The 21,445-nt window shown below is 34.5% G+C and carries 17 protein-coding genes, 1 other RNA gene and 1 pseudogene; 15 read left to right on the top strand and 4 right to left on the bottom strand.

All coding sequences use genetic code 11. From position 1 onward, the window contains the following. Positions 1-9 precede the first annotated feature (9 nt). The 8 genes from MKY46_RS19030 to ssrA all read left to right on the top strand — a co-directional run bounded on the left by MKY46_RS19030 (position 10) and on the right by ssrA (position 8,379). Positions 10-495 carry a TRAP transporter small permease gene (locus tag MKY46_RS19030; RefSeq protein ID WP_036116766.1) on the top strand — a complete coding sequence of 162 codons (486 nt, stop codon included), beginning with the start codon at positions 10-12 and terminating at the stop codon, positions 493-495. After that, complete coding sequence (locus MKY46_RS19025) at positions 492-1,772, top strand: TRAP transporter large permease (protein ID WP_036116764.1); 1,281 nt, start codon at positions 492-494, stop codon at positions 1,770-1,772. The genes MKY46_RS19030 and MKY46_RS19025 overlap by 4 nt, the downstream gene beginning before the upstream one ends. Before the next feature lie 275 nt (positions 1,773-2,047). Beyond that, the gene (locus MKY46_RS19020; protein ID WP_036116762.1) at positions 2,048-3,238 is read left to right on the top strand and encodes an MFS transporter; all 1,191 of its coding nucleotides are present in this window, start codon (positions 2,048-2,050) and stop codon (positions 3,236-3,238) included. A 239-nt stretch (positions 3,239-3,477) separates the two neighbouring features. Beyond that, positions 3,478-3,705 carry a preprotein translocase subunit SecG gene (gene secG, locus MKY46_RS19015; protein WP_036116760.1) on the top strand — a complete coding sequence of 76 codons (228 nt, stop codon included), beginning with the start codon at positions 3,478-3,480 and terminating at the stop codon, positions 3,703-3,705. Positions 3,706-3,895: 190 nt separating this feature from the next. After that, entirely contained in the window at positions 3,896-4,642 is a 747-nt protein-coding gene (locus MKY46_RS19010) for an alpha/beta hydrolase (RefSeq protein WP_036116758.1), read from the top strand. Between the two features lie 37 nt (positions 4,643-4,679). Beyond that, on the top strand, positions 4,680-7,148 hold the full coding sequence (gene rnr / locus MKY46_RS19005) for a ribonuclease R (RefSeq protein WP_340835138.1): 2,469 nt from the start codon (positions 4,680-4,682) through the stop codon (positions 7,146-7,148). A gap of 70 nt (positions 7,149-7,218) precedes the next feature. After that, positions 7,219-7,686: an SsrA-binding protein SmpB gene (smpB, locus tag MKY46_RS19000; protein WP_025116583.1), complete on the top strand. Its 468-nt coding sequence runs from the start codon at positions 7,219-7,221 to the stop codon at positions 7,684-7,686. Positions 7,687-8,023: 337 nt separating this feature from the next. Next, positions 8,024-8,379: a transfer-messenger RNA gene (gene ssrA / locus MKY46_RS18995) on the top strand. Between the two features lie 132 nt (positions 8,380-8,511). Here ssrA and MKY46_RS18990 read toward each other — a convergent pair. Then, complete coding sequence (locus MKY46_RS18990; RefSeq protein WP_340835135.1) at positions 8,512-9,648, bottom strand: site-specific integrase; 1,137 nt, start codon at positions 9,646-9,648, stop codon at positions 8,512-8,514. Between the two features lie 223 nt (positions 9,649-9,871). On the opposite strand from MKY46_RS18990, the gene MKY46_RS18985 reads away from it, so the two are divergent. Beyond that, positions 9,872-10,255, top strand: a complete 384-nt coding sequence (locus MKY46_RS18985; RefSeq protein ID WP_036221140.1) for a cyclic-phosphate processing receiver domain-containing protein — start codon at positions 9,872-9,874, stop codon at positions 10,253-10,255. Between the two features lie 121 nt (positions 10,256-10,376). On the opposite strand, the gene MKY46_RS18980 is transcribed toward MKY46_RS18985, so the two are convergent. Then, complete coding sequence (locus tag MKY46_RS18980) at positions 10,377-10,817, bottom strand: ASCH domain-containing protein (RefSeq protein WP_340835133.1); 441 nt, start codon at positions 10,815-10,817, stop codon at positions 10,377-10,379. A gap of 522 nt (positions 10,818-11,339) precedes the next feature. Between MKY46_RS18980 and MKY46_RS18975 the strand changes: the two genes are divergently transcribed. From MKY46_RS18975 to MKY46_RS18950, 6 genes and pseudogenes are all read left to right on the top strand, one after another. After that, a complete protein-coding gene (locus tag MKY46_RS18975; protein ID WP_340835132.1) occupies positions 11,340-11,462 on the top strand; it encodes a hypothetical protein in 123 nt (40 codons plus the stop codon). Between the two features lie 543 nt (positions 11,463-12,005). Then, positions 12,006-12,347 (top strand): hypothetical protein, encoded by a 342-nt coding sequence (locus MKY46_RS18970; protein WP_340835130.1) that lies wholly within the window; start codon positions 12,006-12,008, stop codon positions 12,345-12,347. A 215-nt stretch (positions 12,348-12,562) separates the two neighbouring features. Continuing rightward, complete coding sequence (locus MKY46_RS18965) at positions 12,563-12,844, top strand: hypothetical protein (RefSeq protein WP_340835128.1); 282 nt, start codon at positions 12,563-12,565, stop codon at positions 12,842-12,844. A gap of 1,523 nt (positions 12,845-14,367) precedes the next feature. After that, positions 14,368-16,263: an AAA family ATPase gene (locus MKY46_RS18960; RefSeq protein ID WP_340835126.1), complete on the top strand. Its 1,896-nt coding sequence runs from the start codon at positions 14,368-14,370 to the stop codon at positions 16,261-16,263. Then, on the top strand, positions 16,256-17,299 hold the full coding sequence (locus MKY46_RS18955; RefSeq protein ID WP_340835124.1) for a hypothetical protein: 1,044 nt from the start codon (positions 16,256-16,258) through the stop codon (positions 17,297-17,299). The genes MKY46_RS18960 and MKY46_RS18955 overlap by 8 nt, the downstream gene beginning before the upstream one ends. Positions 17,300-17,415: 116 nt before the next feature. After that, positions 17,416-17,666, top strand: a pseudogene (locus MKY46_RS18950) (GMP synthase (glutamine-hydrolyzing)); the annotation flags it as partial. Positions 17,667-17,881: 215 nt separating this feature from the next. On the opposite strand, the gene MKY46_RS18945 reads toward MKY46_RS18950, so the two are convergent. Both MKY46_RS18945 and MKY46_RS18940 read right to left on the bottom strand, forming a co-directional pair. Beyond that, positions 17,882-19,033 carry a tyrosine-type recombinase/integrase gene (locus MKY46_RS18945; protein ID WP_340835122.1) on the bottom strand — a complete coding sequence of 384 codons (1,152 nt, stop codon included), beginning with the start codon at positions 19,031-19,033 and terminating at the stop codon, positions 17,882-17,884. Between the two features lie 34 nt (positions 19,034-19,067). Beyond that, positions 19,068-19,448 (bottom strand): helix-turn-helix domain-containing protein, encoded by a 381-nt coding sequence (locus MKY46_RS18940; protein ID WP_340835120.1) that lies wholly within the window; start codon positions 19,446-19,448, stop codon positions 19,068-19,070. Positions 19,449-21,445: the final 1,997 nt, after the last annotated feature.

The following is a 21,445-nucleotide window of genomic DNA, read 5'->3' as shown; positions in this document are numbered from 1 at the left end:
AATGGCTAGATGGCGAAAATTAGTCAAGTTATTACTAAAATCGAAGAACTACTGATGATCATTTTAATGGCTGCGCTTGCTATCTTAATGATATTTGCGGTTATTTTTCGTTATTTCTTTAAAGATCCCATCCCTTGGGCTGGTGAAGTTTCGATTTTCTTATTAATATGGACTTCGTTTATTGGAGGAAGCTGGGGTCTGAAATATGGTACTCAGGCTTCAGTTACATTTTTATATGATGCTGTATCTAAGCGTAGTAAAAGGATTTTTAAAATTGTTCAGGATTGCATGATGATTGCGTTCTTATTTATATTAATCTATTACGCTTACAAATGGATGATGAATCCTGCCATGTTGCTACAAAAATCGAGCTCCTTACAATTACCAATGTGGATTCCTTATAGTGCAGTATTTATAGGATTAATTTTTGCAGCAATTCATCTTCTTTCACATTTAATTGACACACTTAAAAATAGAGAAGGAGAAAATACATGACTTATATTGTACTCGTTATTTTCTTTCTTTTACTTATCATTGGTATTCCCATCTCAATGGTGCTTGGTATTACGACAGTTATTTATTTCATCTTAAATGGTCAGGTGACATTATTAGATTCTACACCATTACGTATGTATTCAGGGCTTGAAAATTTTGGCCTATTAGCGATTCCGTTATTCATGTTAATGGGTGAAATTATGAATGAGGGCGGTATTACAACGAGGCTTGTTCAATTTGCTCGTGTCCTTTTTGGGCATTTTAGGGGAGGGCTGGCCTATGTGACAGTTATTGCTAATATGTTTTTAGCATCGATTCTAGGTTCAGCAAATGCGCAAGCTGCAATGATGAGTAAAGTAATGGTACCGCAAATGGAGAAGGAAGGCTATAAACGTGAATTCGCAGCGTCTATAACATTAGCATCTTCTATTATCGCACCTATTATTCCACCAAGTATGATTTTCATTATTTACGGTACGTTATCAAGTACATCTGTTGGCGCTCTATTTATGGCTGGGATTCTCCCAGGGATTATTTATGGTCTTGTTTTTATTTTAGTTATTTCTTATATGGGCTATAAACAACAATTCCCGAAAAGTGAACGGGCTTCGTGGGCAGATATTCGAAGCAAGTCATTAAAAGTAATCCCAGCACTATTAATACCCATTACAATTGTTGTAGGTATTCTAACAGGTGTATTTACAGCAACAGAATCTGCTGCTATCGCTTGTTTACTAGCAGTAATTGTCGGTTTATTTGTCTATAGAGAGTTAAATATCAAAAAGCTCCCTAAAATGCTAATCAATACGGTGACAAATACAGCTACAGTAACATATTTAATTATTATGGCCAATATTTTTGGATGGATGATTGCCTTTGAACGAATTCCACAATTGTTAGTAGAAAATATGTTAAACATTACAGAAAGTCCATGGGTATTCTTATTATTAGTGAATTTAGCATTGTTACTAATCGGCATGATACTAGATGGAATTGCCGCATTAATTATTCTAGTACCTGTCATGATGCCACTCGTAATAGCATTTAATATTGACCCGGTGCATTTTGGAGTCATCATTTGTATTAACTTAACGTTAGGCTTATTAACACCGCCAGTAGGGACAGGACTTTTCATCGTATCATCGATGGCAAAAGTGAAGTTTGAAACGCTAGTAAAGAGTGTTTTTCCTTTTATTGTTATTTCCTTTATCGTGCTACTATTCCTAACATATATTCCAGACCTTGTATTATTCGTACCAAGATGGTTGGGGATGTAGGGAGTAGCAGGTACGTTAATTAGGAGAATATTAGGCTATCTTATGGTTGCTTTTATAGTCAATTAATATATGATACTACATTTTTTTAGTTATTTGTGGAGGAGGATGCACGACTTCTGCTTGCCCTGAAAACGAGCATCCCGTAGCGGAAACCAACCACAACTTTAATAGTAATAGTTAAAGTAGGCTAATCACAACACACTTGAAAAAATCGACCACTGTATTAGGTGGAAATGAATTAGCTCATCGAGCGTAAAAGGTGGTTTTGATGGATTATGCAACAGATGAAACGTATTGCAATGTGGATCATCATTGCTCAATTTTTAACTGCCTTTGTTGGGAGAAGCATTAGTCCTCTAATGTTCTATATTAGTGTAGACTTATCATTGAATAAAGGGCAGTTAGGATTTCTTCCAACTGCTCTTTTTATTGGTCAATTTATAGCAACATTGCTAGTTGGCTATTTAGCAGATCGATTGAGTACCCGTAAAATAATGGTTTGTTTGATGATTATTGTTGGAACAGGCTTTTTAAGCTTTGCTTGGATAGACAATTATACGTTGGCCTTAGTATTTGTTGTACTAGCAGGGATGGGTTATGGAGGAATGCATCCTGTTACAAATCGTTTCCTTATGAACATACTTCCAGTAAATCAAGTTTCATTGCTAATGGGGTTAAAACAGATGTCTATTACACTAGGTTCAGCAGGCTCGATTGTTGTCCTGATTCCATTAGTAGCTTTCATTGGTTGGCGTTATACATTGTCTGTAGCGGCAGTAGTATTATTAATGTTTAGTTTCATAATGCCTTTTGTATTAAAAACAAAAGAAGATTCACAAACTGAGATAGCTACTAAATTGCCTTTACGTCAGCAGTTACGCATTTTCCTTCATTCAAAATGGCTCTTTTTTACGAATAGCTCTGCATTCATCTTAATGGGTATTCAAATGACATTTAACACCTACATTATATTATTTTTGTATGAAATAAAGGACTGGCCTATTTATAGTGCTGGCATATGCTTGGCTATTGCTGAAATTAGTGGGGCAAGCGGGCGAGTGTTGTGGGGGATTATTAGTGATAAATTTTTTAATAAAAATCGATGGGCTGTATTATTAATCATTACTATACTAAGCGCAAATGGGATAATCCTTATGTATTTTACCTATTCCACCTTTTTTATAGTGATGTGTATAGCAATTATAGGTTTTTCTCTTGCGGGCTTTAATGGTATATGGATGACGCTAGCTGTTGAAAGTGTAGAAAAATCTATGAGTGGCTTTGCAAGTGGGTTTAGTATAATGGTGGCATCCATAGGTGTATTTTTAATTCCACCGGTTTTTGGTTCACTTGTGGAATATTGGGGTTATTTGGTAGGTGGGATTTTTTTAATTAGTCTATTTGCCTGCTGTGCCATATTGATGGTAATAGCACTATTTACTGTCAAGAAAGTCCAACCATCATAGCTGATAGTCACCACGTTGAATGCAGTACCACAAGAGCATGTATACTAACTGCGACCTCAGGAAGAATTTTTCTAGAATGAACGCTAGCCCTAATCATACGAGGAAATTGATAAAATTCAAGATTCTAGTAAATTTTCAATAGAGCTTGTAAATGATTTCATCATGAAAGTTGTCACATAATCCACTTTTTGTTATACTAAAAGGTGTTGTGATGTTTCAAAGTTCGGGAGGTGCAGTGAATGCATACAGTAGTATTAGTTTCATTAGTTATCGTATCATTAGCGTTGATCGTTGTGGTATTACTTCAATCTAGTAAAAGTGCAGGCTTATCAGGTGCCATCTCGGGTGGAGCTGAGCAACTATTTGGAAAGCAAAAAGCACGTGGTATGGATTTAATCCTTCACCGTGCAACAATTGTGTTAGCTATACTATTTTTCATTTTAGCAGTTGCTATTACAAAAATCTAATAGTTGAAGATATATCGCCTAACCAAATTGGTTGGGCGTTTTCTTTTATCAAAACTAAATGGTAAATTCTCTCTCCATAGCAAAAATTGAATTGTAATTTGCGATCCAGCTTGTTATTCGCTAGACATAATCGAGATGGCTATAATGGGTATAGTATGGATGAGTGTTTTAGGATGAAGGAGTGCTTACAATGAACAAATCATTATCACAGCCATTTTTCTTTCAAGCAGGACCACGTGCCGTATTATTATTACACGGCTTTACTGGTAGCTCTGCAGATGTACGAATGCTTGGTAGATTTTTAGAGAAAAAAGGGTATACTACTTTGGCACCTCACTATAAAGGTCACGGTGTGGAACCAGAAGAACTAATCACAACAGGTCCAGCAGACTGGTGGCAGGATGTCGTTGCCGCCTACAAACAGTTACAGGATGCTGGCTATCAAGAAATTGCTGTCGCTGGTCTTTCATTAGGCGGTGTGATGGCACTAAACGTGGCATTAAATAATCCTGTTAAAGGAATTGTCACAATGTGCGCCCCTATGACAATGCGTACAACAGACATTATGTTTGAGGGTGTCTTGAAATATGCAAGGGATTATAAAAAGTTTTTAGGAAAACAAGATGAGCAAATTGAAGCAGAAGTAGCACTCATTGCTGAAAAAGGGATGCCATCTCTACAAGAGCTACGTGAATTTATTGCCCGTACACGACAAGAAATTGACATGATTTATGCGCCTATTTTTGTCATACAAGCTACAAATGATGAAGTAATAGAGACAGAATCTGCCAACATTATATATAATCAAACTGAGTCACTTGAAAAGCATATCAAGTGGTATGAAAACTCAAAACATGTTATTACATTGGATCAAGAAAAAGATCAATTACATGAAGATATTTATCGCTTTTTAGAAAGCCTAAATTGGGCACAATAATTATAAATAGGATTTTCTCATGAAGGAGGGAATATGTATGAAAGACCAAAAAGATACACTACAAAGTCGTTTACTCGATTTTTTCAGCAAAGATGATTATAAACCATTAACTGTCGGTGAAATCGAGGATGAATTCGGTTTTGAGGATGCTGAGGAGTTCAAGGAGCTTGTCAAAACCCTTGTCCGTATGGAAGGGCAAGGCTTAGTTGTGCGTTCTCGCTCCAATCGTTATGGCCTACCAGAGCGTATGAATTTGCTAAGGGGTAAATTTATCGGACATGCGAAGGGCTTCGGTTTTGTGACACCTGATGTCGAGGGCATGGATGATGTATTCATTCCACCGCATGAAATTAATGGTGCGATTAATGGAGACATCGTTTTAATTCGTGTCTTAAAAGAATCATTTGGGGACCGACGAGAAGGGACTGTCACAAAGGTCGTCGAGCGCGGTCAAACAAGCTTTGTCGGCACATTCCAGGCTAATCGAGGCTTTGGCTTTGTTGTCTTAGACGATAAAAAACTACCGATGGATATCTTTATCGCAAAGGGAGACACATTAGGAGCTGTTGACGGTCATAAGGTTGTTGTTGAGGTTGCGACATGGCCCGAGGATTTAAAATCCGCAACAGGCTATATTACCAAAATTTTAGGGCATAAAAATGATCCAGGTGTGGATATTTTATCGATCTTATATAAGCACGACATTCCACCTGAATTCCCAGACGAAGTCATCGCAGCTGCTCAACGCGTACCAGATGAAATTACAGAGGCAGATTTAGTAGGTCGTCGTGATTTGCGACATGAAACGATCGTAACCATTGATGGTGCAGATGCAAAAGACTTGGATGATGCGGTAACCGTAACGAAAAATGTAGATGGTACTTACAAGCTTGGCGTACATATTGCAGACGTTAGTTATTATGTTACGCAAGGCTCTGTCATTGACATCGAAGCTTATGACCGTGCAACAAGTGTTTATTTAACAGACCGTGTAATCCCTATGATTCCACATCGTCTATCAAATGGTATTTGTTCATTAAATCCACAGGTTGACCGTCTAACATTATCCTGTGAAATGATTATTGATGGGAATGGTAATGTCATTTCACACGAAATTTTCCAAAGTGTCATTAAAACAACAGAGCGTATGACATATAAGGACGTTTACATGATTTTAGAGGAGCAGGATGAGGCACTAATCGAACGCTACGAGCCACTTGTGCCAATGTTTAAAAATATGGCTGAGCTATCAGGTATTTTACGTCGTAAACGTGAAACACGAGGAGCGATTGACTTTGACTTTAAAGAATCAAAAGTCCTTGTCGATGACGAAGGCTGGCCAGTTGATATTGAATTACGTGAACGTACAGTAGCGGAGAAGCTAATTGAGGATTTCATGCTTGCTGCCAATGAAACAGTTGCAGAGCACTTCCACTGGATGAATGTACCGTTCCTATACCGTATTCACGAAGATCCAAAGCCTGAAAAGCTCCAACGCTTCTTTGAATTTGTTACGAACTTCGGTATTTTAATTAAAGGTACTGGTAATACAGTGCATCCCAAGGCACTGCAAGATGTTTTAAAAGCCATTGATGGTATGCCAGAGGAGCCCGTTATTTCAACAATGCTACTACGCTCGATGCAACAGGCAAAATATTATCCTGAAAGCCTTGGTCACTTTGGCTTATCAACGGATTTCTATACACACTTCACATCACCAATTCGTCGTTATCCAGACTTAATCGTACATCGTTTAATTCGTACGTATATAATTAATAAGGATACTTCTAGAGAAACGATTGCACAGTGGAGTATGGCAATGGATGAAATTGCTGACCATACTTCTGAGCGTGAACGTCGTGCTGTTGATGCAGAACGTGATACGGACGCTCTGAAAAAAGCACAGTACATGTCTGATAAAATTGGCGAGGAATTCGAAGGGATCGTTTCATCCATTACAAACTTCGGTATTTTCGTGGAGCTGCCAAACACAATCGAAGGACTTGTTCACATCAGTAATATGACAGATGATTACTACCGCTTCGATGATCGTCAAATGATTATGATTGGTGAACGAACAAATCGTCAATTCCGTATTGGTGATGAAGTGACAGTCCGTGTTGCCAATGTCATTATTGAGGAGTCATCCATTGACTTTGAAATCGTTGGAATGGTAACTTCATATGGACGAACACGTAAAGCAGCTCCTACTGTCATCCATGCACGTAAAAATTATAGTGATAACAAGGGTGGACGCAGTCAACGAAGCACACGCAGCGACGAAGAAAAAGGCGGACGCGGTGGCAACCGTAGAGGCGGTCGCCAAGAGGATGACCGTGGAAGTCGTAGCGCCAAGCAAGGTGAACGTCGTGAAAGCGATCGTGACCCGCGTGGTCGCCGCAAAGAAGACTCAAGCCCAGGTCCTAAAAAACGCGTGAAACAAAAGCAAAAGTTCTATGAGGGCATTGCAAAGAAAAACAAAAAGAAAAAATCAAAACGTAAATAAGCATTAGCGAAAGTGTCCTAAGTAAGGATGCTTTCGCTAATGCTCAACCTTTAAGTAGAGGGTGAAGAATATGGCAAAAGGTTCTGGAAAAGTATTAGCACAAAACAAAAAAGCTGGACATGATTACTTTATTGAGGAAACAATCGAAGCAGGCATGGTCCTAACCGGCACAGAAATCAAATCCATCCGTGCAGGCAAGGCCCAACTAAAGGACTCCTATGTCCGAATCACCAATGGCGAAGCATGGATTAGCAACATGCATGTCAGCCCCTTCGATCAAGGCAACCGTTTCAATCACGACCCACTACGCGCCCGCAAGCTGCTGCTCCATAAAAAGCAAATCGGCGAGCTAGTCGGTGCCGTAAAGCGTGACGGCTACACAATTGTTCCATTGAAAATGTACATCAAAGACGGCTATGCCAAGCTTTTAATCGGCGTCGGCAAAGGAAAAAAAGACTACGATAAACGTAACGACATGCGCAAAAAAGAAGCCAAACGCGAAATGGAACGTACCTTCAAATCAAAAAATCAATATTAATAGATTTCGAGAAAGCTCACCTTGTTGTTGGTGAGCTTTTTTAGGTGTTGATGCTGGGCGAGGCGGATAGAACGGCGAAAGTGACGGAGAGAGATTGAAATGTGGTGGATAGAACAACAAAAGTGATGGATAGAAAGCCCAATCTAGCGGATATCCTAGGTATTTAAGCCAATTTTTTATACAATAGCGGGATACTTGAACTATCGCTAGTTTTGTTTTATAATATGTATTACTGATTGCCAGATTTCATGGAAGCGTACTTTAAGCTCCCACCGTACTAGAAGCAATTCTAGCTCTTTGTTTGAACGAAGCCCAACCGCTTTGATTCATATATCAAGGGGACGTTACGGATTCGACAGGGATGGTTCAAGCTTTAGTCGCGCGTCGGAGGGCTCGGCTCCGTCATCAACGACAGTTATATAATAACTGGCAAACAACAAAACTTAGCTTTCGCAGCGTAAGCTCGTAAGCGCTCTGCCTCTCTATCGCCCATGTAGAGAACGTGGGGCCCAACTTTAGTGGGATACGGTCGATGGTACCACCTGAGTCATCGACAAGAGATTTCCAGGTTAGCGTACAGGACGCCTGTTTGTCGGCATAATGTTACGTGAATCCTAAATAGGCAAACTACACGCGTAGAAGCTGAAGTATTGGAGTCTTTGGACGCGGGTTCGACTCCCGCCGTCTCCATAATTGAATTTTCTAGAGTTGTCTAGAGTGGTCAAAACCCTTGTATATCAAGGGTTTTTTCTATTTTTGTTGTACTGAGTTTTCTGGGCTTTTCAGCAGAAACTGGCTAAAAAACTGGTCATTTTTGGGTCAAGTTTATGAGTTTAAGTACGTCACAAACTTATTAATTGTATCGTTTTTTGCACGCTTTGATAGGTGCGTATATATGTTGAGCGTTGTTTGCACATCTGTGTGACCTAATCGTTCTTGTACTTCTTTGACACTTGCACCTGCTTCAAAAAGTAAAGAGCAATGCACATGACGAAATGAGTGAACATGCGTATAGGGCAAGCTGTAATTGTCGATGATTTTCATGAGCCATTTTCTAGGAACCGTTTGTTGCAATAAGCTGTTTTGTTCGTTTGTAAACATTAATTGGCTTTTGTCATTCGCTTTTGAAAATTTAACTTGCTGGATCTTTTTCCATTCAGATAAGATGCTGCATGTTTCATCATCAATTAAAAGCTGGCGTATCGTATCGGTTTTCGTTGATTTGATATAAAGCTTGTTATTTTTACCTCTTGAAAGAGCTTTTGTAATGAGCAGTTCCTTTGTATCGAAATTTAAATCCGCCCAGGTTAATGCAAGTGCCTCACCTTTACGAATACCTGAAAAAGCAAGCAGGTAGAAAAATGCGGTTATTTGAGCGTTACCATACTGCTTTAAGCATTGAAGAAAATCAATTAGCTGCTCTTTTGAATAGTAGTTGACCTCGGTATCTAATACAGCAGAAGCTTTGATTTTAGGTAGATCCACTAGCTTGAATGGATTTGAACTGATGTACTCACGCTTAATAGCGAAATCAATTACTTTAGAAGCGTAAGTTTTAACCATTCGAAATCTTTTTAGTTTCAAGGAACAGTCATCAACAAAGCCTTGGCAGATTGCTACACTCAATTTCTCAATTCGGTAGTGACCTAATGCAGGGAGAATATGGTTCCTGAAAATTCCTAGTGTTTTGACAAAGGTGCTTTCTTCGACCGTTCTTTCGTAGTGTTGAATCCAAACATTATATAGATCCTCGTATGTTTCAGTTATAGGCTTCTTATATTCCCCTTTACTAACTTCGACTCTTAATTGAGCTAAAGTGAGACTAGCCTCTTTTTTTGTTAGAAAGCCTCGTCTAGTAACGTGAATTTGTTTGCCTGTTTGGCTATCTATTCCTAAATAAAGCTTAAACATGTAGTAGGTCTTGCCATCTTTTTTTGTATATGATTTAATAGGGTCTTTCATTAAAATGCCTCCTAGAACCATACAGGGAAACTAGGGATACAGTTAATGCTGCGATTAACTATATTGTTAGTATAGCTTATAAAAAATGGTTTCCCAATAAATAAACTACCTTTGTTTTGGGAGCATTTAGTGTTTAAATAATGACGATAGTAAAAAGGCTATTTGTAATTAGTGGTTGAATATTTGCAAATTATTTTATTACACTACACAATTGAAACAAACGATGCATAAAGGGGGGATTATTTTGGGTACACAAAAAATAAATCTCTATGTGGATGATTTAAGAGATTGTCCGAGTGGTTTTGTTGTGGCAAGAACGTTTCAAGAAGCAATTCACTTACTTGAAAATCACGAAGTAGATATGCTTTCTCTTGATCATGATTTAGGAGAGGATCTACAAGGTAATCTATTGCCAACAGGTTATGACTTAGTAAAATATATTTGTGAAAAAGGATTACGGGCAAACAAAATATATATTCATACGGACAACCCTGTTGGTAGAGAGAATATGTATCACACACTACGTGGAGCGAAACGGAGAGGTTTCATTGATTCAGATATTGAAATTTACCATTATCCGATTACTAAAAATAAGTACTCTGGTTAGTTAGTTGTAAAATTTTTGCTACACATTCGTTTGGAATTATTGAGTGCTTCATAGTATTTAAATAACGTTCCCAGATACTTTTGGAACGGGATTGGACTGGATTAGGTGGTGCATGTTTTAATTATTTTGGATAAACCTTCTCAAACCGAGTACAAACTGTCAGCATATCTTCCGTAAACTCCAAGTTATACTGAGGCAAAATGCGGCTAAAGAATGCCACATGTACTTCCTTCCATTCCTCATATGTACCTTCGCCTCCCGCTAGTGCAAAGTCTAATGGTACCTCGTTAAACGGATAAATATCGATGGCATAGGATTTTAAAATTGCAACTGGCTCATTGTGATTGTTCAATGCAATTTGATAATCGCCCATTTTAGGTAGTGGATTCCCCTCAATTTCATATAATGGATAGCTTAAGCATGTTGCTATTTTTATTTCATTCATTACTAAACTTGTAAGCAAATTTGCTTTCTCTCCAAATTGTAGTGTTTCCGTATAACGAATGTTTTCCAAACCTTCTATTTCACAATAATTTTGCCAAAAAGCTTCGATTTTGTTCATTGTAATAACTCCTTTTATTAAAATTTTACCCATTGTTGGGACATTAGTATTGTAGAATCGTGAGGTGTATAGTAAGGGCGAAGCAATGATGATAGCTATACGATTTTCAACACTTATCGTATCTGTAATTGCATTGTCATTTGCTTTTATAAAAAAAATAAACCGCCCTCGCCCCCAAAGTTGAGTAGTGGTTTAATTTTTTACTTTTTATTCGCGAATCGTCTTTGGATCGATTCTGCTTATTGCTAAGATTGTTTGGTGTACCACCACTAAACAGTCTTATTTATAATCTCTTCACACCGGATTATAGCGTGATTTTTGAATTTACTCAATATACTTTGAATTGATTTATTAATTATACTGCTCTCAATAATGTATGATTTAGCCCTAGTAAAATGTGTTATTATATGATTCTTTAAAATGATTTTTCGGAGCATCTCAGAGCGTTATTTAATGTTAAAATTGAACCAACCTTGTCTTAAAGGAGAATTTTAATGAAAAAGCTATACAGGAGGGTCAAACATGGGCTTGAAACGTACTATAAAAAGAAAATCTACACAGCCTCACACCAAAGTAACTACTTTTGGATTTGATAACACGATTAAGAAAATTGATAAGGCGATTGCTCTGCTTGAACGAAAATAGCTCATTTAGTAAGCTTAAAAATTAGAAATTACTTAAAAAGTTCTTTGTGTGTATTTAAATTAATTCAAAGCGACATTTGAGGACATTTTGCAATTAATCCATTCAAAAAATAAACACAGAAAAACCGCAGCACTCATGACTTCGATTTAAAATAAGCAAAAAAACTACAGATGATAGAACATCCGTAGTCACTTTCACTAAAAAAAGTAAACCGCCCTCGCACCCAAAGCTGAATAATGATTTACTTTCCTCGCTAATCGCCTATAAAGCACTTTTAATATATCAAAAAAAGAACGTTTGTTCCAATGGATTTTCTGTATTTTATTTTTTCTAATGTCGGTCGGTAGTAAATATATGTACAATTTTCTCGTTTTTTGTCTGTACCCCAGGTAAAATAAAAAGATTAAAAAACCTCTTTTCGTATTTGTCCTGTGGAGAACGTTTAATTTATTCGACAATCTAGTTTATTTACCTACCAATTGAATATCGCGATTCAAAGCATGTAGATTGACGATACGAACACACTATGAAAGGAGCGATTCTTTGCAAGCACAGCAAATTAAGCACGATTTAGCAGTAGCATTACAAGACGATTTCAATACACATAACCTGTACAAGCATGTAGCTCAGACGATTCGAACGCTACTTGACGCTCAGCTAGATGAAAAACAATACGTAGAATGCCATTTTAATGACTACATGGTGAAGGCTGGGGTAATAGAGCGTTCCGAAAATAAAGAACTCTCTATTATTGTTCTTGTATTTCGAGAAAATATTAACGGTGAAATAATGATTCAACTAAATATCGCTGGCAATTGGTTAATCTTGTACAATCAGTTTTCAAATGCAACGATTGAGATCATTGATTGGCGAAAAATAGAGTAGATGCATATTTTGCATCTCTTTTTTTGCTCAAAATGAGTAGGGGAGATCTAATACATGAATAAACTCGAAGGGTGTATGCTGCTGTTTATGCTATAGTATAAAGTTACTTTCTAAACAATTAAAAACATGTCTTATGGTGTATTAGAGAATATCGCAGTACACTATTTTTATAATACAATGGAAGAAACATTAGATATTATGGAGGCGATTGTATTATGAAAGAAGAAACAAGAGACATGTTATTATATATTGCATCAGGCTTTTATTCGAGTATGCAACAAACCGCCAGATGCCTAGCTTACTTTTTTATCGTTTTCTATGTTCCGTATGTGCTCGCTCATTGGGTGATGGTAACATATGCACAGGTTGATCCGCTACAATTTATACACGTATATGCTTATACAGTGACGCTGGCATTCCCATTAATGATAATCGTATCGAATTACATTCCAATGGAGCTAAATTTTGAAACGATGCAATTTGAGATTGTTGACTAAATGGCTCTCAGATGAATCGAGAATTAACTTTAAAAACAAATTTATCCATTTGAATTCATCTCATGCTTATTGGTCATATAAGATCGGTAAGCTTTTTTTATGATTACATACTGCCTATCGCTTTCCCACTTCAATTTACATGCGTATTACTCGTTCGGACAGAGTATTGTAGAATCGTGAGAAGTAAGCTGTTGGTAAGGGCGAAGAAATGATATGGCTATACGTTTTTCAACACTTACCGTATCTGGAATTACATTGTTATTTGCTTTTACTAAAAAAATAAACCGCCCTCGCCCCCAAAGCTGAGTAGTGGTTTACTTTTTTACTTTTTACTCGCTAATCGCCTTTGAATCGATTCTGCTTGTTGCTAAGAATGCTTGGTGTACCACCACTAAACAGTCTTATTTATAATCTCTTCACACCGAATTATAGCTTGATTTTCGAATTTTCTCAATACGGTTTGAATTGAAATATTAATTTTAATGTTCTTAAATATGTGTGATTTAGGCCTAGTAAAATGTATATTAAGAAACATTTATACTATGCCTTTTAAACGTGAATTATGTCCGCAAAGAATCTGTGTAAAGCCTACCAGTAAACTTGCTGTCTCGATAATCTTGTCCACCAGAATGGTCTAATGTTTTGATTGCGATATGGCTCACATTTCAATTATGAAATTCAATTAACACTGTTAATTAAAAAAAGTGTAAAAAATAATTGACCGAAAATGTATTTTTTTATAAAAAAATGAGCATAATAAAACTTTTTGTATAATTAAATGAAATTGTTGGTGATTTTGATAAGAAGTATCTTAATGTAACGTGGGAAAATGGACATCGTATTGAAATAGATTTATTAGAAAGTTCCTTACTTATAGGCATTGAATTTGATGGTAATTATCACAAAAAAAGAAAACAAGTAAAAAGAGACCAAACTAAAAATGACTTGTTACATGAACACCGTAAAACTATAGGTATGTCATTATTTATAAGAATACGCGAAAAAGGATTACCTGAATTACAATATCACGAAAATCAAGAACTAATTATTTGTGAAAAATATAGTAATAATTTCGAATTTATAATACCTGCTATCCAACAATTAATTACATTGATTAATAACCGGATGCAGTTAAATATAAAATCTTACTCGGATACCGAACTTTTAATTTTAATAAAAAAGTACCTACCATTAACAAGGAGTTAGGGGGGGGTATCGGAATAGGGCTATAAGAGTTGTTAAATCTACATTTTAGCCCTATTTGTTGTTATTTTCTAATAACATTTTAAAACATTTCCAACTAAATAATTGCAAAAAGTAAATTTTGAACAAATTGAAAAAATAGACTGTAAAATTGTATATAAAACCATCGTTTAGTAGACGATTTGAAGAAGGAGCATAAGGGGGAGGTGTATAAAGTGCTATCTAGCATATGGTATATATATAAGCTAGTTTGAAATTTTTTTGTAGCAAACACTTTATCATGATAATCTATTTAAAATAGATAATTTTGGAGGTTGTTTATGAATCTCATATTTGTTTGGATAGAGGAATATAAAAAAATAAAAAACTTTCAAACTAATTTTGGTAGTAAGTATATTATTGAATTTAATGAAAAGCAAATTAGTATTAAACCTAATAACCACTTTGTTAAAGATTTTTTTGAGGTAGATAAAAGTGATATTAATATTCATATGTCTGCGATAGTTGGAGAGAATGGTACAGGGAAATCCACTTTATTAGATTTTATTCTTGAATATATACAAAAAGGTAGTTTTGACAAAGGCTTTATTACTATATTTGAAGATATGGGAAAACTTTATATAGATACTAATATTGATGTCAGAATTGAAGATGAATCAAATATAGTTTCTTTAAAAGATGAATCTCTAGATCCTATATTAGGGAATTTAGTGACTATATTTTTTTCTAATGTGTTTGATGTACGTTATTTCGATAATAAGAATAGAAATATAGAGATTTTTGAAAACGAATTAAAAGATTTTGGAAATCCTCGATTAAAGGATCTCCCGAGTATTATGAATATAACAACAAATGAACTATTAGCTACATATGACAATGCTGCAATGGTATTAGATGCAGATTCTACAAATCAAATATTCTTTTCTAATGAGTATCTAGATACTTTAGAAATAGGTAAGATTTTAGAACTACCGAATAAAATTTACATAAAAAATGGTAAACAAAATATAAATTTATCCATGCTATCTGAAAAATTTGAGAACTATATAAATGATTTTTCGTTTGAAGATGTTGCTAATATGCATTTTAATTTTCAGCCAGATAATGAGTTAATTGATACCCTAACTTTAGATATCGTAAAAACCTATTGTATTGAAGTAGCTAAGGTTCTGAGAAAGTATCCAGATTTACATGAAGATATGGTTGAGGAAGCATTTTTCTACGGATCAAATGATAGGGATATAATAAAAATCATTTACAAAGGAATACTTAAAGTATTAAAACTTTTACAAGTGAAAAATTTATCGGAAATAAAATCAAAGCTAAATAGCATAGGTGAGAAATATACAAAGCTTTTAGAATTAACCAGAGAGATAAAAATTTATGAAGGTTTAAATGAAACCCATTATTTAATTAATGATGAAGCTACATCTAAATTCATTAAATATTATAGAGAAAATTTTTACTCACAAGGATTAATTAGCTTACATTGGTCTGATATGAGTAGTGGACAATTGGGGCTGTTGAATCTTTTTGGTAGATTCTATAATGCATTACACGAAGTAGAGGAAGATTTATTATCGAATTTAAATGAAATGGATCTCAATGAAGAATACTTTGAAATGGAAGATGATGTAGAGAAATTCACAGTATCGGAAAAATTAAAAGACTATAACTATTTATTATTACTTGATGAGTGCGACTTATATTTTCACCCTCAATGGCAAAAAGATTGGTTATATTATTTTTTGAGATTAATTGAAATTTTATTCAAAGGAAATGTACAAGTAATTTTAACTACACATTCACCTTTTGTTTTATCAGATTTTCCAAATAGCAACGTGACATTCTTATCTAATAGTTCACTAACAAAAAATGATTTAGAAGGTAGTATTAGAACTTTTGGTGCTAATATTAATGAATTGTTTACGAATTCATTTTTTATTAGTGATGGATTAATGGGCAAATTTGCTAAGAATAAAATAAATGGTTTTATCAAAGAATTTTTAAATGCTACTCCAAATGAAGTAGACGCTAATAAAGAGAAATATAAACAGTTCATAGATTTAATAGGTGAACCACTAATAAAAAATAAGTTATTACAAATTTATAATGAAAAAGTTGTCCTAGCTTCAAATAGTTCAATTGAATACCGTATTAAATATCTCGAATCTGAATTAAATAAAATTAAGAATCGAAGTGATAGAATTGATTGAGTTAAATGTGACAGAAGAAATAATTTCTAGACATACGGAATTTATATTTGGAGAAGAAAATGTAAATAAAAGTGGTAGAATTAATAAAAAACTTGAGGCAGCTTATCGTGGTGAAAGAAGTAAATTAGGTAAGGATGTATTTAAGTTTGTAATAGATCATTTTAAAGAAATAGTATTAAGTGATTTAGAAACATTATTTGAAATTAAAGAAGAGTACACAGAGGTATTGAATAGAATATCTACAGAATCTACTAAGAAAAGGGTACATAATAAACTTAAGAAAATGTTTCATGCTGAATATAAATACTTTTATAGCGATCCTGTATTTAACGCATATCAGTTACAATCGTTACTAGATATTAATATTTGTCCTTTGTGTGGTACTCAATTTATATTTTTATATGAATCGCAAAGTGGATCAACAAGAGGTACTTTAGATCACTTCATTGATAAAGGGAAATATCCGATATTTGCAGTGTCTATTTATAATTTAATTCCAGCTTGTAAAGTTTGTAATTCAGATTTTAAGAGAACACTCACAGTTGATTTAGAAAATCATTATACACCTTATGAAAAAGGAATTATAGATTATATCAAATTTCGTAAAATGCTAATCCAAAATGAAGATGAAAAAATTGTACCCAATATTATTGAACAGCTAAAAATTGAAGAAGCAACAGAGATAGACTACGTATCAGCACTATTAGGTATAAATGATGATTTTAATATTAGGGTGGATTATTCTTCAGCACCTCCAAATATTTTTAAGAAGATTGATGGGAATATAAAATTATTTAAAGTTGAAGAATTATATAATATATATCATAGGAAATTTGTCCGAGAACAAATAAGAAAAGCATATGTTTATAATTATATTTATAGAAAACAATTGATGTATAACTTTAGTAACTTATTTGTCACAGAAGAAGAAGTTAGGGCTTTGATTGTCCCAAATGTAGAAGATGATAATAAATATATACTGAATAAACTAATTAGAGATATTGTATTAGTTGAAACAGAGAGGTTTTCAATTTAAATTAATCATTATATTTATTGATATTTTATTGTGAATGAGATTTTTTCGTGCTACTATTTAAATGTTATAATTACTAAAAATTTCAATTTTAAATTTAACATAACATAGACATTTAGCAATACTTCTGTGTACTACCAGACATTCGTTCAGTAGGTGTTATGGGTGATGGTCGTACAAATAACTACGCAATCGGTATCCGTGCCGTAACGTCAATCGACGGCATGACATCTGACTGGGTACGTATCCCTTGGGACGTCCTAGAAAGAATCTCAGTACGCATCGTCAACGAAGTACAAGGCATTAACCGCGTACTGTATGATATTCTTCTAAGCCACCAGCAACAAGTGAGACAATTGAGGGAAGATAATTAATGAAAATGTAAAAAGCCTGGTAGAGCCTTATCTAATAAGGTTTTTACCAAGCTTCTTTATGATTAATGTATAAATAAAAGGGTTAGTTTTAAGTATTTCTATATTTATTGCGAATACCCGTTAAAAAAGAGAAAGAAAAAATGCCAAAATACAAATGTACTTTGGCACAAATTGAGATTCAACTAACAATCCCTTTTGCAGTATGATTAATTTACTCATCTGATAGAGTGTATAATTCAGGAATACAATGAATATACGTATCTATCGTTGTTGCTATTTTTGAGTGACCTAAGAAATGTTGAATAAATTTTACATCATTCGTTTGATAATAGATACGAGAAGCACAACTGTGACGTAAGCCATGAACTGAAATGAGCTTTAAACCATGTTGGATTTGGAATCTTTTTAACCAGGCATTTAACTTGCAGTTATTATAAAAAGTATTTTTATTGTTTGGAAAGATAAACTGCTCGCTGCCTTGATGCTCAAGATTTTGCCACTTTAATTGCTCTGCTTGATATTCCTGCCATTTTAATAATGCTTTGAAAGTTTCCTCATTAATATCAAGTGTTCTTTCCTCCGTGTTCTTCGTACTTTTAACATAGGGTTTATTCGAGTCATCTGTACCAATAGCTTGATGAATAAGAACTGTTTTGTTTTGAAAATCAATATCTTGCCATTGCAGTGCAAGAAGCTCCCCTTTGCGTAATCCTAAATTTACAAGCACGAGGAAAATTGCAATTTTTGAAATATCATCTGTTGCTTTCAGTTTTTGAATAAATACATCCAATTCATCTGGTGTATAGAACAGTTTTTCAGTTTGTTTATTACCTTTCTTACGAAGTGCCATTTTTTCATTAGAACGCAATTCCTCGAGATCAACGGGATTTTTTGAAATAATTCCATACTTGACTGCATGTACTAAGCATTTGTTTAATTCACTCGCTACCTTTGAAGGTCTTTCTAACTTCTTATCCCATACTTCAAATGACCGTAAAGTATCTGGGTAGGAAATATTTTTAATCTTTAAATTTCCATAGAAGGGTAGAATGTGGTTTTTAAACATTCCTTTAATTTTCCCTAAAGTACTTTTTTCGATACTTCTATTTTCAAGGTGTTTTTCATAGCGATTATGATAGAATTGCTCAAATGTAAGATTTGAAATGTCAGTAGCACTTTTTTGTAGTACTCCGGCTTGTTTTTGAGCATAAAAAGCTTTTGCTTCAGTTTTTGTTTTAAAACCACGCTTTGTAATATCGATTTGCTTTTTCGTATAAGGATCGATACCCCCATACATTTTCACCATATAATGAGGAACGCCTCTTTTCATATATTCTTTAACTGCTTTGTCCATTGTTGTCATTAGAATGATCTCCTTTTGTGTTTTCCATTATTTTTTATGCTTGTACATTTTTTAAAAAGTGATTGATTTCCGTTTTGGAGAATCGCTTGCTGCGACCAATTGAATTGCCTTTAAGACCTTGATCAATAAGCTTTTGTAAACTTTTATATGAAATTCCGATATAATCGCAAGTTTCTTGAACGTTCAGCCATTCTTTAGCTGCATGCTCATTATGCTGTTCAATTGTTTCACCAAGTTTATTTTCAAAGGTTTTTTCAAGGTTTTTATCAGAAGAAAATCCAAGCTTTTTTCCAAGGTAAGAATCAAGCTTTGTATCAAGGATTAATTCAATATTTTTTTCAAGGATTTTTTCAAGGCTTTGTGTAATTAGGCTTTCAATTTTTTCTTCGATTGATTTTTCAATAGTTTGTTCCATTTGTTTCCTCCGTAATAGATAGTAAGTGTTATTAAGTCAGTAAAGAATTGCTACCCCATGCTATACACTTGCAGAAATGAATATTCATAAAAAAGTGTCGGACACATCTGATTGTCGGTTATAAGATGTGAAGCCAGCTGAAGTATAGCTACGACACTCTATACACTTGCAGAAATGAATATTCATAAAAAAGTGTCGAACACATCTGATTGTCAGTTATAAGATGTGAAGCCAGCTGAAGTATAACTACGACTCTCTACAAACTTGCAGAAATGAATATTCATAAAAAAGTGTTGGACACATCTGATTGTCGGTTATAAGATGTGAAGCCAGCTGAAGTATAGCTTCGACACTCTATACAATTGCAGAAATGAAAATTCTCGAAAAAGTGTCGGACACATCCGATCGTCAGTTATGAGATGTGAAGCTAGCTGAAGTATAGCTATGACACTCTATATAATTGCAGAAATGAATATTCATGAAAAAGTGTCGGATACATAGAATCAGCAATTCATCAGCATTCTAAGTACGACAGAAACCAGAATTAAGATAATTAAATTGTTTATTTCTAAACATTTGAATTACGTAGCTATGTTGTTTGATTGGAAATTTTAGATTTGAGGAGAAGGATTACAGAGAGATGTTTATCTTATATTTTAGGGTTGGAACCGACACAAAATGTCATATTAAGTATAAGAAAGTCGACTCTAAACGATTTGAAGTAATGAAAGTAATTCTTAAATCTTAGGGGAAGACTTGCATCAATTGAGGTATAAATACCAATTTCTTTTAATTAACAGTGTTTTAATATTCCGTGGTACGTGCTAGTAACCGAAATAGCATAAGCGTACTTGGAGCGAAAGTAATCCATAAAGCTCGCTTGTAGTGATCCGACAGCAAGTAGGTTTACACATGGACCTATACCTGCCTCTAGTTCGAAGGGGGAAACAAGTGCGTGCACACATATAGGAATTTGTTGTACACAGTTGTCATATTTCAGACGCCATTGTGGCATTTCTGCCGTAAAGCCAATTAAATTCTAAGCCAATAAATTCAAACAAATAAGGGCTATAAGAGTACTCAGATCAGCAGATACATTTGAGGTCTAAATGCCTTTTTCTTTTTAATTAACAGTGTTTTGATATTCCATGGGGCGTGCCAGTAAACGAAATGGCATAAGCGGGCTTGGGGCGAGAGCAATCCGTAAAGCTCGCTTGTAGTGATCCGACAGCAAGTAGGATTACGCACGTACGAATGTACACCAATACCTGCCTCTAGTTCGAAGGAGGAAACGAGTGCGTACACACATATAGGAATTTGTTGTACACAGTTGTCACAATTTGGACAAAAACAGAGCATTCCAGTCGTAAAGCCAACTAAATTATAAGCCAATAATTTCAAACGAATAGGGGATATAAGAACGTTCGAACCAGCAGCCACATTTGAGGTTTAAATACCAATTTCCTTTTAATTAATAGTGTTTTGATTTTATACTGCCAAATAGTTAAACAACACTTATACAACATATATATAACTTATATCGAAAAAGTCATAGGGTGTTTCTCGAATATTAGTGCCACATTTATATGGAAAATGATATAAGTTATACAACATTTATACAACATTTATACAACATATATAACTTATATCGAAAAAGTCATAGGTGTTTCTCGGATATTAGTGCCGCATTATATGGAAAATGATATAAGTTATACAACGTTTATACAACTTTTATATAACTTATATACAACTGTTATATAAGTTTAAAGAAAATTTAAGAGGAAGAGAATGACCGAAAAAACTACAATTAGATTGTTCCAATGAAAAAGCTCATACAAAGCAAAATAATGCAAAAAAAGTTATATAACAATTATATAACTTATGCCAAAAACAATATAAGTTATATAACATTTATACAACTTATATCAAAAAAGCCATAGAGGTTTCTTGAATGTTCAAGCTACATTTATAAAAATAGAGGGATTATTGTTGAAAGG

Source organism: Lysinibacillus sp. FSL M8-0355 (genome assembly GCF_038008985.1).
GTDB classification, from domain to species: Bacteria; Bacillota; Bacilli; order Bacillales_A; family Planococcaceae; genus Lysinibacillus; species Lysinibacillus fusiformis_D.
The sequence above is the reverse complement of the archived record's forward strand: the minus strand, read 5'-3'. Positions and strand labels throughout refer to the sequence as shown.